At 53.2% G+C, this 14,532-nt stretch carries 14 protein-coding genes; 1 reads left to right on the forward strand and 13 read right to left on the reverse strand.

The window, feature by feature from the left end; genetic code table 11:
• Positions 1 to 17: 17 nt before the first annotated feature.
• Positions 18 to 2,393, reverse strand: coding sequence for a 3-hydroxyacyl-CoA dehydrogenase/enoyl-CoA hydratase family protein (locus tag CLV36_RS07960; RefSeq protein WP_106342299.1), 2,376 nt, complete (start codon positions 2,391 to 2,393; stop codon positions 18 to 20).
• 529 nt (positions 2,394 to 2,922) lie between these two features.
• Between CLV36_RS07960 and CLV36_RS07965 the strand changes: the two genes are divergently transcribed.
• Positions 2,923 to 3,921: a ketoacyl-ACP synthase III gene (locus CLV36_RS07965; protein WP_106342300.1), complete on the forward strand. Its 999-nt coding sequence runs from the start codon at positions 2,923 to 2,925 to the stop codon at positions 3,919 to 3,921.
• Positions 3,922 to 4,012: 91 nt separating this feature from the next.
• On the opposite strand, the gene CLV36_RS07970 is transcribed toward CLV36_RS07965, so the two are convergent.
• The 12 genes from CLV36_RS07970 to CLV36_RS08020 form a co-directional block, all read right to left on the reverse strand.
• Positions 4,013 to 4,399 carry a hypothetical protein gene (locus CLV36_RS07970; RefSeq protein WP_106342301.1) on the reverse strand — a complete coding sequence of 129 codons (387 nt, stop codon included), beginning with the start codon at positions 4,397 to 4,399 and terminating at the stop codon, positions 4,013 to 4,015.
• A 241-nt stretch (positions 4,400 to 4,640) separates the two neighbouring features.
• Entirely contained in the window at positions 4,641 to 5,477 is an 837-nt protein-coding gene (bioC, locus tag CLV36_RS07975; RefSeq protein WP_106342302.1) for a malonyl-ACP O-methyltransferase BioC, read from the reverse strand.
• Positions 5,470 to 6,162: an alpha/beta fold hydrolase gene (locus tag CLV36_RS07980; RefSeq protein WP_106342303.1), complete on the reverse strand. Its 693-nt coding sequence runs from the start codon at positions 6,160 to 6,162 to the stop codon at positions 5,470 to 5,472. Before CLV36_RS07980 ends, bioC begins: the two co-directional genes overlap by 8 nt.
• Positions 6,159 to 7,343, reverse strand: a complete 1,185-nt coding sequence (gene bioF, locus CLV36_RS07985) for an 8-amino-7-oxononanoate synthase (RefSeq protein WP_106342304.1) — start codon at positions 7,341 to 7,343, stop codon at positions 6,159 to 6,161. Before bioF ends, CLV36_RS07980 begins: the two co-directional genes overlap by 4 nt.
• The gene (bioB, locus tag CLV36_RS07990) at positions 7,340 to 8,320 is read right to left on the reverse strand and encodes a biotin synthase BioB (RefSeq protein ID WP_102993328.1); all 981 of its coding nucleotides are present in this window, start codon (positions 8,318 to 8,320) and stop codon (positions 7,340 to 7,342) included. The genes bioF and bioB overlap by 4 nt, the downstream gene beginning before the upstream one ends.
• The gene (gene bioD / locus CLV36_RS07995; RefSeq protein WP_102993329.1) at positions 8,313 to 9,038 is read right to left on the reverse strand and encodes a dethiobiotin synthase; all 726 of its coding nucleotides are present in this window, start codon (positions 9,036 to 9,038) and stop codon (positions 8,313 to 8,315) included. Before bioD ends, bioB begins: the two co-directional genes overlap by 8 nt.
• On the reverse strand, positions 9,035 to 10,384 hold the full coding sequence (bioA, locus tag CLV36_RS08000) for an adenosylmethionine--8-amino-7-oxononanoate transaminase (protein ID WP_245888319.1): 1,350 nt from the start codon (positions 10,382 to 10,384) through the stop codon (positions 9,035 to 9,037). The genes bioD and bioA overlap by 4 nt, the downstream gene beginning before the upstream one ends.
• Before the next feature lie 243 nt (positions 10,385 to 10,627).
• Entirely contained in the window at positions 10,628 to 11,542 is a 915-nt protein-coding gene (locus CLV36_RS08005) for an ATP-binding protein (protein ID WP_106342305.1), read from the reverse strand.
• Between the two features lie 293 nt (positions 11,543 to 11,835).
• The gene (locus CLV36_RS08010; RefSeq protein WP_022737082.1) at positions 11,836 to 12,609 is read right to left on the reverse strand and encodes a sporulation protein; all 774 of its coding nucleotides are present in this window, start codon (positions 12,607 to 12,609) and stop codon (positions 11,836 to 11,838) included.
• 51 nt (positions 12,610 to 12,660) lie between these two features.
• On the reverse strand, positions 12,661 to 13,536 hold the full coding sequence (locus CLV36_RS08015; protein ID WP_181352896.1) for a methyltransferase domain-containing protein: 876 nt from the start codon (positions 13,534 to 13,536) through the stop codon (positions 12,661 to 12,663).
• The gene (locus CLV36_RS17230; protein ID WP_181352897.1) at positions 13,505 to 13,660 is read right to left on the reverse strand and encodes a hypothetical protein; all 156 of its coding nucleotides are present in this window, start codon (positions 13,658 to 13,660) and stop codon (positions 13,505 to 13,507) included. The genes CLV36_RS08015 and CLV36_RS17230 overlap by 32 nt, the downstream gene beginning before the upstream one ends.
• A 75-nt stretch (positions 13,661 to 13,735) precedes the next feature.
• Positions 13,736 to 14,374: a lytic transglycosylase domain-containing protein gene (locus tag CLV36_RS08020; protein WP_022737085.1), complete on the reverse strand. Its 639-nt coding sequence runs from the start codon at positions 14,372 to 14,374 to the stop codon at positions 13,736 to 13,738.
• Positions 14,375 to 14,532 lie beyond the last annotated feature (158 nt).

Genomic DNA, 14,532 nt, shown 5'->3' on the forward strand with positions numbered 1-14,532 from the left:
CTTTCCTCCTTCTCCCTCTAGTTGCGCAACGGTTTGCCTTTTTTCAACATGTATTGCATCCGCGCCTGCGTTTTCGGCTCCCCGATCAAGCTGAGGAACGCCTCCCGCTCAATGTCAAGCAGATATTGCTCGCTCACCAAGGTTCCTTCTGGCACATTGCCGCCGGATAAGACGAACGCGAGCTTATCTGCGATCTTATAGTCATGTTCGGAGATGTGGCCGGATTTCAACAGGCCGTAAGCACCCAATTTCAAGACGTTGTACCCCGTTTCGCCGACTACGGGAATCATGCGCGGCTTCGGAGCTTGGTAACCGGCTTTATAAAGACCCAAGGCGACTTGTTTCGCGTCGTGAACGAGATGGTCGCGATTGGCGGTGATGCCGTCATAAGCGCGAAGGAACTTATACTTCCGCGCTTCCAAGGCGCTGGTCGACACTTTGGCCTGACCGATAGCCATAAAGATGTGATTGACCAGCGGTTGCAACGAGATGCGATCCTTCGGGTCAACCCCTTCCGTCCAGCGCAACAGCATCTCTTTGTTGCCGCCGCCACCCGGAATGAGACCCACGCCTACTTCCACCAATCCCATATACGTTTCTCCCGCCGCTTGGATGCGGTCGCAAGGCAGGCACATTTCCACACCGCCACCCAGCGTCAAGCCATACGGAGCAGCCACAACCGGACGATCCAAGGTACGCAGGGAACCCATCGCGTTTTGGAATTGGCGCACCATCAGGTCGAGTTCAAACCAGTTTTGATCTTGCGCCTCCATCAGCATCATCATGATGTTGGCCCCGACGCAGAAGTTAGCGGCTTCCGCCGAGATCACCAATCCCCGGTAATTGGCGGCTACTTCTTTGACGGCAGCGTTGATCATGGAGATGACGTCTCCACCGATGGCCTGCTTCAGCGGATGCAATTCCAGGCAGGCGATGTCGTCCCCGATGTCGATCAAGCTAGCTCCGCGATTGCCTTTGATAAGCTTGCCTTGCTCTTTTAAGCGGGCGAGGGAAATCACTTTTTCATTTTCTTCCACTTCACCCCACTTGCCGCCGATATGGAAGGAATGCCGCTTGCCTTCCTTCACTTCGTAGAAGCGGGTGTTTCCGTCCGCAATCCACGCCTCTACCCAAGCCGGGATGGTCTCTCCCTCTTCTTTCATCCGTTCCACCGATTTAACCAACCCGATCGCATCCCAGGTTTCAAAGGGACCCAAATCCCAGTTGAAGCCCCATTTCATCGCTTGGTCCACACTGACGATGTCACCAGCGATCTCTTCCAGGCGCTTGGCGGAATACAGCAACACTTTCTTAGTGATGGTCCAAGCCAATTTGCCCGCCACATCGTCGGCGTACACCAGTGCTTGCAATTGCTCCGGCAAGCTTTTGGCCTTCTTGGCCTGCTCCAATGAGCGCGTTTTCAACTTCTTGCGCGGCCGATACTCCATCGTCGCCAGATCCAATGCGTGAATCTCTTTTCCGGACTCGGTTTTCACTTTCTTATAGAAGCCTTGGCCCGTCTTTTCACCCAGCCATTTTTTCTCCACCATCTGTTTCAAGACGGGGGAAACTTCAAACGCCGCTTTTTCCTCTTCATCACTCGCGTTTTCATGGACATTGCCTGCCACATGCACAAAGGTATCCAAGCCGACCAAATCCAGTGTGCGGAACGTGGCGCTCTTAGGACGGCCCATCGCTCGCCCGGTTACGTCATCCACTTCATCCGGCCCCATGCCCAGATCGACCATCGCTTGCAAGGTGATCTGTAAGCCGTAGGTACCGATGCGGTTAGCGATAAAGTTTGGCGTATCTTTGCAAAGCACAACTCCTTTGCCCAGCACCTCTTCGGCAAAGTGTTTCATCTCTTCAACAATCTGAGGATCCGTATCGTTTCCGGGAATGATCTCCAACAACTTCATATAGCGGGGCGGATTGAAAAAGTGTGTCCCCAAAAAGTGGCGGCGAAACGCTTCGCTTCTTCCTTCCACCATCTTATTGATGGAAATGCCAGAAGTGTTAGAACTAACCACGGTTCCCGGTTTCCACACTTTTTCGAGGCGTTCGTATAAGCCCTGTTTGATAACGAGGTTCTCCACGACCACTTCAATGATCCAATCAACTTCTGCCAATCGGTCGAAATCATCTTCCATGTTGCCGATTTCAATAAGTGCCGCCACGTCCTTGGTATAGAGCGGTGCAGGCTTCTCCTTGAACAAGCGCTCTTTTCCTGCTTGCGCCAACCGATTGCGTTCTTTCTTATCCTTGCTCTCCACCGACTCGCGAGGCACGATGTCCAAGAGCAAGGTGGGGATGCCCACATTAGCGAGATGGCCGGCAATGGCTGCCCCCATGACGCCTGCGCCCAAGACTGCCGCTTTTTTGATGCGTGCCAACGATGATTCCTCCTCTCAAAGTCCGCCCCTCATCTGAATGAACAGTCATTCATTAAGAGGTCTGAAAAAAACCCCTCCAACCGGATAGAGTTTCGAGTAAGCGTTATCATTTAGAAATGGGTAAATTTTATATCATTTAATAATATTATTTCTCTGTTTTTTTCATGCGTCAAGGGGCTAATAAAAATTTTTTGCCAATTTCTTTTCTGAATAAACAAAAACCCTTGCCACCGAAGGTATATCCTCTTTTTCCTAAACATCATCTCTTTGGTGTATCTGGCAAATCAAGTGGATGGGAAAGAAGCGGCGAAATGATGAAAATGATTTTGGAGCGCTGACCTATTCATCATACACGCCCTAGTGAAAATAGCACGGACATTCCCGCACGTCCTACCGGTTTAGCGGCTTGTAGCGCACACCTTGCAAATGCCCCTTTTCCTTTGCACAGGAATGAGGTATACTCAGCGTATAAGTTTATAACCTAGTACTAATACAAGGTATTAATACCAGGTATCAAGGAGGCCCCATGATGCATTCCCTAGCGAAAATCACCGGCATCGGTACACATGTGCCAGAAGAACGGCTCACCAATGCCGATTTGGAGCGAATGGTTGACACCTCTGATGAGTGGATCGTCCCCCGCACCGGCATTAGAGAGCGGCGCGTCTCGGCACCTGATGAATGGTCAAGTCATCTGGCCATCAAAGCGGTGAACAATATGTTGGCACGTTATCCAGTCACCTTGGACCAGGTCGATCTGATCCTGGTCGCCACTGCAACGCCCGACACCACGTTTCCCAGCGTCGCCTGCCAGATACAAGACCATTATGGGTTGCCGGACACGGGAGCCCTTGACATCTCTGCCGCTTGCGCGGGTTTTGTCTACGCCCTTCACCTCGCCAATGGCATGATTACATCAGGACTTCACCGCAAAATCCTCGTCATCGCCGCAGAAACTCTGACCAAAATCACAGACTACACGGACCGTAACACCTGCATCCTGCTGGGGGATGGCGCCGGCGCAGTCATGGTTGAAGCCTGTCCAGCTGACCAAGCGAGTTTTATCCACACCCGCACGACAACGGACGGCTCAGCGGGCATCCATTTGTACAAAAGCGACCTCGCCACCCATATTCGGGGGAAGGAGATCATCAAAAACGGATACATGATCCAGAACGGACGAGAAGTGTTTAAGATCGCCGTCAGCACCTTGTCGCGCGAAATCCCGCGCTTGTTGGAACAAACAGAATACACGCTTGACGACATTGATTGGTTTGTGCCACACAGCGCCAATTTGCGCATCATTGACGCTGTCTGTGGGCGACTTGATTTTCCGACAGAAAAGACACTGTTTAGCGCGGAGTATTTTGGTAACACCTCCTCCGCTTCGATTCCGCTGGCATTGCAAATGGGGTTGGATGAAGGCAAAGTGAAACAAGGGAATTTGTTGTTATTGTCCGGCTTCGGAGGGGGATTTGTTCACATGAGCTCACTGATTCGCTGGACCGCATCAGGGCGTCGAGTCTGAAAACAGCGCACAAAAAAAAGGGGTTCTACCTGTTTGGTAAGACCCCCTCTCTCTGGCACGCTTTCCTGAATCTGCCCATCCAATCCCTTCCTTACGCTTGTTGCACCCGCGAAGGTGACGTCCGCGGTCGCAAGGCAGGTGTTTGTGGGATGTACTTTTTCATTTGCTGAAACGACAAAAAGACCCACCACAGATAATGAATCAAACCAAAAACAATGGCGTGTATCCACCATTCCATCTGCGGCAAGATGTCTATCGCAATCAAGTAGGAAGGCAAGATGGCCCATTGTGCCTTTTCACCAACCGCTTCCGCCATATCCCAATAGTACACCTCTTCCACCCGATTCACTCGGTCGCGATAGGCCAGTTTCAGAAACGGACGGACACAGTTGTAATAGAAAAAGCCGGGGATGCCCAACAATCGGCGATTCGCGGCCATCATCAGATAGGTCAGGATGATGAGCAAGAGATAGGTCATGTGATCACCCCGATGCGAAAGTTATTATTTAAAATAGTACTATACACTCTTCTTTGTTTTTGACTGATTTCCTGCTTTAATCCGTTAATTTCACACCGATTCCATATCATTTATAAGAAAAGGGAAAAACAAAATACAATTTAATAAAATAACAAATTTTCTCCGCAAAAGCAAGTGGCAATCACAGTAGCCCATCATGGGGCTTAACATCCTTTTCATCACAACACAAGCCGGGTAGTGTTCAACGCACCACCCGGCTTGTTTGGCATGTTTTCTCCGTTTTTTTCCCTTCCATCAGCAACACGTGATAAGTGGCAATCACCCCGTCCGGTACTGCATATTCGCGGTCATACCGGTTCATGACTTCTTTGAGCAACCGCCGTTCGGTCGCCAGGGGCAAGCGAGATTGGCTGTGGCTGGCCCCCGTCTTTTTCAGCGCCGATAAAAATTGACGACAAGATGCGAACTCCACCTTTACCCTCTCTTCCCGTACCTCTGTCTCCATCCAGCCTGCACCATCTAGCCACACTTTCCAGCGCGCCGCCGACAACAGCGGCAAGCCATGCGTCTGCGTCGGCAAGCCCCACTCTTTTTCAACCGTGGCACAGATGCGGTGCAACTCCACAAATGTATCTGATCCAAATGTGCCCGCAACCATCCGCCCACCCGGACGCAACAAGCGGAACCAGTGTTCAAGCACCGTTTGCGGCTGGGTAAACCACTGAATGGCGGCATTGGAGATGATCAGGTCATAGCTTCCCTTGGCCGTAGCCGACCATGCTTCCGCATCGGCCACAATAAATGTGACCCTATCGGTCGCCACCCGCCGTTTCGCCTCGCTCACCATCGCTTCGGCCAAGTCGAGCGCCACAATCTCTGCTCTCGGGAATGCCTCCGACAACAGCGCCGTCAAATATCCCGTCCCGCAACCCACCTCCAACACCCGCTGAGGCGATGGCCCCCCTTGTATGACGGAGTCGAGCAATTGGCGAGCCATCTTCCGCTGCACGTCCGCATATCGGTCGTAAGTGGCCGCGGCCGCATTAAAACTACGGGCGACTCGTTGTTTGTCAATCAATGTTGCACCTCTCCTTCATCCATGCGACAAATCGGTCCGGTTGGCTCAAAAACGGCACATGACCCACCTCCGGCCAGACCGTCAGATCGCCTTGCGGCAACAGTTCCGCCAACTCTTCCGCGCCGACAACAGGGCAAATCGGGTCGGCAGCCCCACTGAGCAAGTGAACGGGAAGTTGCAGCCAAGGCGCAAGTTCACGAACGGAAACCGTCCGCAAATAACCAAGGCCGTCCAGCAACGTTTCCGCATCAGGCGCACAGCCGCGAATCACTCGTTTTGTAGCGGGAATGCGCTTGACTTCCGTAGTGGTGAACAAACGCCCGTCAAACTCCTGCAACACCTGCTCCGGGTCTTCAGTCACTCTGCGCATCATCCTCTCAAGCAGGCGCGCATCCCGTTTCTGTGTGATGAATTGGCTTGCACCACTGACCACGCACACCTCCGTCACGTGCTGTGGATAAGCGGCTGCATACTGGAGCGCCAGAAAAGCGCCCATCGACCATCCAATCAGCACAAACGGGGGCGCAATGTGAAGGCGGCGCGCAATCTCCTCCGCAGAGGGCGCCACATCGAGGAAAGATATCACCTGGTGTTCAGCCTCTGGTAAGCGCTCGATGACCAGTTGCCAACAGCGCCCATCCGCCGACCAACCCGCCAGCCAAAGACAGCGAACCCGCTGTTTCATCGCACCGCCCCCTGTTCGGCCACCCGCAGTACCGCCGCTACTGCCCGCTCCACATCTGCTTTCGTATGAGTGGCCATCAGGGAAAACCGCAGGCGGCTCTGCCCTTCCGGCACGGTCGGCGGACGGATGGCTACAGCCAACACGCCTTCCTCAGCTAAAGCTTGGCTCAACTTGATCGCCAGTTCGCTCTCTCCCACAATCCAAGGGATGATCTGGGTGGTCGATCCGCCGATGGATAGACCCGCCTCTTGCAACTTTCGTCGAAACCGCGCGCTCCGTTCATGCAGATCGCGGCGCAGATTGTCCCCCGCTTCCACCAAACGCAAGGTCGCGCGGATCGCCACCACTAACACCAGCGGCAAGGCGGTGGTGTAGATCAATGGGCGGCAACGGTTTAGCAGATATTGAATCCACTCCTTTTTACCAGCTACATATGCGCCGTACACGCCAAACGCTTTGCTAAACGTACCCATATGCAGATCGACGTCCTCCGCCACTCCCAGATGGTGGGCCATACCCGCCCCGCCGGGTCCCCACACCCCTGCGGCATGTGCCTCGTCCAACACCAGTGCGGCGTTATACTTCCGCTTCAACTGCACCAGATCGGATAATGGCGCCACATCGCCGTCCATGCTGAACACCGAATCGGTGACAATCAGCTTGCGCTTAGCTCCTTTAGCATCGGCCCGCTTCAACAGAACTTCCAAATGATCTAGGTTCAGGTGGCGGTAACGATATGATTGGGCGCCGCTCAACCGAATCCCGTCCACGATGCTGGCATGGTTGTACTGGTCGCTGAACACCGCGTCTGACGGCTTCAGCAGAGCGGACAACAGCCCTAGGTTGGCCATGTACCCGTTGGGAAACAACAAGGCCGCTTCGGTCCCCTTGAAACGGGCGATTTCCCGCTCCAGCGCCTCCGTTTCCTCGTTGTGACCGATAATCAGCCGGGACGCCACCCCGCCAATCCCTTGGGATACCGACTCGGCCACAGCCATCCCCAACTCCGGATGAGTGGCCAAGCCGAGATAATTGTTAGACGAAAAATTGAGGAGACGCCGTCCCTCCCGGATGAGAACAGTTTGGCCCGCCTGTTGTGCTGGAATGAGCGTGCGGAGCAAATGCCGCTCCGCCCACGCCCCCGTTTCCTCGCGTAACGTGCTCTCCCAACTTTCGCTCACAGTGCGCACTCCTCAATCTCAAAGCCCATGTCCTTGATCATCTGATGATCAGTCAAAACGGCTTGCCCTTCCGTCGTCAAATAATCACCGACAAAGATGGCGTTGGCGGGGTATAGAGACAACGGTTGCAATTGACGCAAATTGGATTCGCGCCCTCCGGATACCCGGATCTCTTTGTCGGGCAACAGGAAGCGGAACAGAGCCAACACTTTGAGGCAATAGAGCGGGTTAAGCTCATCCAGATGTCCAAGCGGTGTGCCCGGGATGGCGTGCAAGAAGTTAACCGGTACCGAATCCGCATTCAACTCCCTCAACCCGTATCCCATCTCAACCACTTGTTCCATCGTCTCGCCCATGCCGATGATGCAACCCGAACAAGGGGAGATTCCGGCCGCTTTGGCCATCTCCACCGTGCGCACCCGGTCTTCATACGTATGGGTGGTCGTAATGTTGGCGTAATGTCCGGCGCTGGTGTTCAAGTTGTGATTATACCGGTCCACACCGGCTTCTTTGAGCTGGTGGGCTTGCTCTTCGGTCAAAATTCCCAAGCAGGCGCAGATCTTTAACGGCATTTCTTGCTTAATTTCTTTCACCGCGGCGATTACTTCCTCCAATTCACCTTTGGTCGGTCCCCGGCCGCTGGCCACAATGCAATAGGTTCCCGCTTTACGGCGTTGCGCCTCTTTGGCCCCTGCGATCAGCTGGTCTTTCTTTAGCAAGGTATACTTCTCGATGGGTGCCGTGGAAACGATCGATTGCGAACAGTAGCCGCAATCCTCGGGACACAAACCGCTTTTGGCGTTCATGATCATGTTGAGCTTTACTTTCTTGCCGAAATACGTCCGGCGCACGCGGAATGCCGCCTGCAACAGGGGCAACACCTCATCGTCCGGCGCTTTTAGCACCGCCAATCCTTCCTCCAACGACAATCTTTCCCCCGCCAAAGCCTTATCCGCCAGCTGTTCCCAATTACCCATTTGCGTTTCCCCCTTTTAACGTTTCCATGACCAGTCCGACATCCAGGTTCGCGCATCCCGCTTCTTTAAGCACTGCCCCGGTAAGCTCCCCCTCCAGCCAAGGCAGACTTCCCCAGACAGGGAGTTTCGCCACTTGCCTGATCAGGCGCGGATTGTCCGCCGCGCTCGGATCGTCCAGCTCCGCAGGCCAGCCGTTTAAGATGACCCCAGCCGGCGTCAAACCTTGTTGGCGAATAGCTAGGGCAGTCAGCGCCGTATGGTTGACTGTTCCCAACCGTCCATGCGCAACGATCACCACCGGCCACCCGATTGCAGTAGCTAAGTCGGCGATGGTCCAATCCGCGCCAAGCGGAACCAGCCATCCGCCCGCCCCCTCAACCAGCACCACATCGCATGCTCGCGCCTGTTCTCCCAGCATCCGTAAGATCGGCTCGCGCGCAATCTCCACCCCGGCCCATTCAGCCGCCAGCCCCGGTGCCACCGGTTCCGGGAAGTGGTAACAGACGATCTCATCCACTGGTTCGGAAAGATCCAGCCACGTCTTCAGCCGCATCCCATCCGTGTCAGGGTCTATTAAGCGGCCTCCGCTTTGCACCGGCTTCATCACCCCGACGCGGAGTCCCTGCTCCCGCAGAGCCCACGCTAAGGCTGCCGTGACCACGGTTTTGCCAACCTCCGTTCCCGTTCCGGTGATAAACAAGCCGTTGCCCGGAATCACGCTGTCCCCTCCCTGATCGCCTGTTCCAGAATCCCAACCATCGCTTGCAAATCGGCGAGGGGGGTAGCTAGCGGCGGCATAAAGGTGACGACGTGATCCAGTGGACGGGTGATCAGCCCCAATTCCCGCGCCCGCCGGCAAACCCGCGCCCCGATCGCTTCCTCCCACGGATGCGGCTCTTTGGTCACCTTATCCTTCACCAACTCGATGCCGACCATCAAGCCGAGTTGGCGCACTTCTCCGACGTGGGGCAGGTCCTTAATCGGCTCTAGCCACTCCGCCAGGTGCCGGCTGGCCTTAGCCACATGCTCTAGCACGCGCTCTTCTTCATACAGCGCCAAATTGGCTAGCGCCACCGCGCACCCCAGTTGGTTTCCTGTATAAGAATGTCCGTGATAGAACGTTTTGCCTTCATGGTGTTCGCCGTAAAAAGCGTCATACACCTCATCGGAGGTGAGTGTCGCTGCCACCGGCAAATATCCGCCGGTCAGCTTTTTGCCGACCATCATGATGTCCGGCTGCACCGCTTCATGCTCACAGGCGAACATCCGCCCGGTTCGTCCAAATCCGGTGGCCACTTCATCAATGAGCAACAACACCTCATGCGCCCGGCAAAGCTTTTCGATCTCAGCTAGCGTTCCTGGCGGCATTATGATCATGCCTCCCGCACCCTGCACCATCGGCTCGACGATCAATCCTGCCACTTTGTCCCCATGTTCCGCCAACACGCATGCCAACTCATCCAAACAGGCTTGCCGGCAGGCCTCCGGTGAACCATCAAAACGATAAGGATACGGGTAAGACACTTTCAGCGTTGGAAACAGCATCCCGGAAAACGTGGCGTGAAACGTATCCATCCCTCCTACGCTCACCGCTCCGACCGTATCGCCGTGATAAGCATTCTTCATGCTGATGAACACTTGTTTCTCCGGACGCCCCCGCAATTTCCAATACTGGTAAGCCATTTTTAACCCGATTTCCACCGCTTCCGCCCCGCTGTCGGAATAAAACACTTTTTGCAACCGCTCTGGGGTCAACTGCACCAGCTTTTCCGCCAGCAGCAACGCGGGGACATTTGACATCCCCAACAACGTGCTGTGGGCCACTTGATCCACCTGTTCCCGTATCGCAGCATTTAGCTTCGGATGCCCGTGGCCATGCACATTGAGCCATACTGACGCATTGCCATCGTAATACGCCCGGCCCCGCACATCGTAAAGCTTAACCCCTTCTCCCCGTTCGATGATCAAGGGCTCATCTTCCAAATACCCCTTCATCTGTGTAAATGGATTCCATAGGAAGCGCCGATTTTTCTCCAGCAACTCGTCATAACTCCACGTCGCCAAGCCACCATCCCCCTTTATGTAAACCAATAACAAACAACATGTTTACATTAATGATAGGAATGATCTCGCTATATTGTCAACAAAATTATAACATCTAGTTTACAATCATTAGACAGGCACCCACTAAATGAACATAAATTAAATAGGTGCCTTGGCTTTGCATTTGGGAAAATTCTTTACTATGCACATCTGCGTGCAAGGAGAAAAAATGATCGAACAAATAGAAAAAGGAGATCGACAACATCAGTGTAGGCGAGATTCAACCATTACCTCCGCGTTGTGCCGCTTAGGAAGCCAAACCGAAATCTTCGTTCCCCGTCCAATTTGGCTACTGATGTGAATTTCACCCCCATGCGCCTCAATCAACTGCTTGGCGATCGCCATTCCCAGACCCGTGCCTTGAGAACGCTTTGCCGTATTCGTTCCGCGATAATACCGCTCAAACAACATCCCTTGTGTCTCCTCATCCATTCCTTGGCCGTCGTCTTCCACCACGATCACCATCCGGTCCGTCTCTGCCCGCACGGATACCTTCACTTCGGTTCCCGGTGGATTATGCGTCACCGCATTGGCCAACAAATTATGTAACGCACGTTGAAACCACTCTTTGTCCAACCGCACCATCACGCGATCCACAAACGGTTGAAATGACAAAGCATACGCCTCCGAACATGGATCGTTCATCACATCGATCACCGTCTGCCGCACCACCTCTACCAGATCATGCTCCGCCAACTGAAGCGGCAAAGCCGCATTCTTCAAGCGAAACGTCAGATTGAGATCCGCAATCAACTGTTCCATATAATGCGCCTTGTCTCGGATCACCCCGGCATAGCGGCGAATCTCTGCCGGCTCCCAGTCGTACTGCTCTTCCGCCAGCAAATCAGCGTATCCTTTCACCGAACTGCGCGCAGTCAAAAACAAAATCGGCGCTTCCGTCCGTTCCCGGATCGTCCGGCACAGATCATAGCCGTTGGCGTCGGGCAACATGACATCAAGCACAATGATGTGCGGTTGGAACTCGTCGATCAACCGCAAGGCTTCGCGGCCGTCTTCAGCCAATGCCACATGACTAAACCCTTCTTTTTGCAACACAATCTGGATCAATTGCGAGATCTCCCGTTCATCATCGACCAACAAGACACGAACCTCTTCCACGGTCTCCGCTCCTCCTTTGACAGTTGCGATCTAGCCTAATCCAACCGTTCACTGACAAATCCCCTCTGAAAACCGCATTCAAACACCTTCAATCCTGCCAATACGCACAAAAAAAGTCACCCGTTTGCAAGATACCTTTCCATCACGACTCCCCCAGGATGCGGCTCGAACAACGTAAAATGCCACGTGATAAGCGGCGTAAAAAAAAGCAAAAACCAAGCCTGATCTCACATGGCTTGGTTTTTGCGTCTTTATCAGCGCCTGTCGGCATCTTTTGCTGGCCACTTAGCCAGTTAGCCGATCAAGTCTTTAGCGTGGTGATTGATAAACTGCCGAATCGTTTCCGCGGCGTACTCGCCAGAAGTGAGATCGGCTTTGGTGAACACAAACCGCCCCTTCTTTTCATCCAAATCCAATTCGTCAGCCAACAGACCGAGTAGACCTTTGCCTTTTTTGTCCAGCTCGAAAAAGCCAGCCACCCCGTTTTGCGTATGTGCCGGCTGGAACATAAAGACGATCTCGTCATATTCGCCGCGCAACCATTCCGTCGGCCGGAACTGTATGATTTGGAAGCCGCCGCCTTTCTTACCGGTGTAACCTTCTTCGTGCGGCACAAAGCCGAGCTTGTTAAACCCATCCCAAAAATATTCTTGCAGGCCGGATGGGTAAACATCCACAAAGTCGCGATCCTGCGCATCAATGCCGCTTTTGATCTCCAGGTTGGTTTGGAAATAATATCGCGTATTCACTGATGACGCCGGAATAAATTCTGGGCAAACAAAAGTGAATGGATACTCTCTCGTTTCTTCTGGGGCCACATGAAAGGTTTCCTCTGTAACCGGAATGGTTGCGATCGTTTCGTTGACATTGACGATATTGTCCCCGCGCTGATAAGCGGAAGCCAAGCGAAACTCCACTTCCAACCCTTCGATGGCTTGTTCGACCTGCCCTCCGGTCAAGACGATTTTCCCCGTCACAGGCTGTCCCATTTTCAGCCGAAAATCATCTAATACCAGGTCGACCTTTGCAGCGCCGAACCCAAAAGAAGCAAAGATGTTTTTTAACATTCATTTTCAGCCCTTTCGATGTTTTCAACCTAATCCTATCATAAATTCATGTTATTTAAACAGCATTACCTCTGATGGGTCATCTGTCTTTTCAAAAAGAAACTGTAAAAAATGCATGGTGGCATACACCCCGTTTCCACATCGGTGTGCCCGTTCATAACGCCGGATCACCTCTAGGAGTATGCGCCGTTGGAGCCAAAGGGGATGGCTCGTCCGACCAGCCGCTTCCCCCACCGCCTTGATCGCTTTCAAAAAGGAAAGGCCATTCGCATATTCCAAGCGCATCCAACTCTCCCACGAGTCGATTTTGACGAGTCCAGCCGCCGTCAATAACTCTTCCCACTCTTTCGATGAACGGGTGGGAAACAAGTGTTGCTCGCGGGGGAGATTCCATTCTTCCTCCACTTGGCCAAACAGCGCACCCAGTTCAGCGCAGTTGTCCGGCCCGTAAATGGAAGCTAGCAGGCGTCCGCCCGTTTCCAGATTGTCCGCCAATCTGCCGAACGTCTTCAGCGGCTCCCGAAACCAATGGCACACCGCATTGCACACAATCAGGCCAAACGGCCCCAACTCGCTCAAGTCGACATCCTCCACATCGCCGACCACCACTTGCAGCCGGGAGCGATCATCCCCCACTTTCTCACAGGTGGCCCGCACCATGCGGTCGGCGATATCCAAAGCGACGACCTCCGCTTCCGGAAATGCTTCCAGAATCAATTGCGTCATATGGCCCGTCCCACATCCGACATCCAATATCCGACGCGGTGGCGGCCACCCATGGCGATCCAGTTGCATCAGAAGGCGGCAAGCGACTTTCCGGTAACTCTCCGCATAATCGTCATAAATGAGCGAAGCCCGGTTAAAGCGATTGACGCGCTGTTGCTTCTCCTTCTCCCTATCCACCGGCTTCTCCTCCCCTTTTGACACCTTTGTCGCCATCCTCGTCGGCAACCGGATGCTGAAGCCGCTTATAGCTGCTTCTCCGGCGGTCATCCCGCCCAAGGGGCGCTAGAAGCAAGATCGCCTGCCGACGGGATAACTTTTCTATCATCTGTCCCCAATCTCCTGCACTTCCCCGAAAAGGGAAAAATCCGGTGGAATCCCAGCCGGATTTTTATTTTTGCTTCTATTTTTTCTCCTTCTGTTCTCTCAGATACTCTTCGTAATTATCCTTGTACAACTGTTTGTACTTTTCGTAGTAATAGCTTACGCGTGCCACGTAATGGCGTGTCTCGCCATATTTGATCTGATCGAGGTTTTGCCTCGTCCCGTCCCAGACACCGGAGCGTAACCATTTATCCACATTTCCTAAACCGGCATTGTACGCGGCAATCACAGCTACATAATTCCCTTTGTAACGGTCACTTAAAAACTTGATGTACCAGCTGCCCATTCGGATATTCGTCGCCGGGTCAAACACATAGTCTCGAAAAGCTGGCGAAAAATGTCCGTCCCGAATGATATCATTGACTGTCGACGGCATAAGCTGCATCAGCCCTTGCGCGCCAACCGCCGATTTCTTGTCTGGATCAAACTTGCTCTCCTGGCGGATCACCGCCATGACCAGAAACGGATCCGCTCCCGTCTCTTGTGCACTATCAAAGATATACTCTTCATATTCAAGCGGATACATCAAGCGATTAAACAAGGGAATGGCCACCATCACAAACACTAGCAGCACGGCAAACGCCAGCAGAATCACCCGCTTAGACGGAAGAGCTTCCACCGCTGGCTTGATCCACTTTTTTATATTCATCTGCTCCATTATTGATCAACCTATCTTTCCCCTTGTGGAAGTCCGATTGTCATGCTTGTAAACATTACCGTCAATAATCTACCTTCCACGATAAACTTAATTTTAAGCGGCGTCAATTCACAACCTTCGCGATGAATTAAACGATTTGTGTATATTTTTCGCACACA

It is taken from the genome of Laceyella sediminis, from assembly GCF_003003125.1.
Classification (GTDB): domain Bacteria; phylum Bacillota; class Bacilli; order Thermoactinomycetales; family Thermoactinomycetaceae; genus Laceyella; species Laceyella tengchongensis.

Coding starts and splice junctions, on each gene's coding strand:
- CLV36_RS07965 (WP_106342300.1), top strand. CDS start 2,923: ATGCATTCCCTAGCGAAAATCACCGGCATCGGTACACATGTGCCAGAA.
- CLV36_RS07970 (WP_106342301.1), bottom strand. CDS start 4,399: ATGACCTATCTCTTGCTCATCATCCTGACCTATCTGATGATGGCCGCG.
- CLV36_RS07980 (WP_106342303.1), bottom strand. CDS start 6,162: ATGAAACAGCGGGTTCGCTGTCTTTGGCTGGCGGGTTGGTCGGCGGAT.
- bioB (WP_102993328.1), bottom strand. CDS start 8,320: ATGGGTAATTGGGAACAGCTGGCGGATAAGGCTTTGGCGGGGGAAAGA.
- CLV36_RS08010 (WP_022737082.1), bottom strand. CDS start 12,609: ATGTTAAAAAACATCTTTGCTTCTTTTGGGTTCGGCGCTGCAAAGGTC.
- CLV36_RS17230 (WP_181352897.1), bottom strand. CDS start 13,660: ATGATAGAAAAGTTATCCCGTCGGCAGGCGATCTTGCTTCTAGCGCCC.
- CLV36_RS08020 (WP_022737085.1), bottom strand. CDS start 14,374: ATGGAGCAGATGAATATAAAAAAGTGGATCAAGCCAGCGGTGGAAGCT.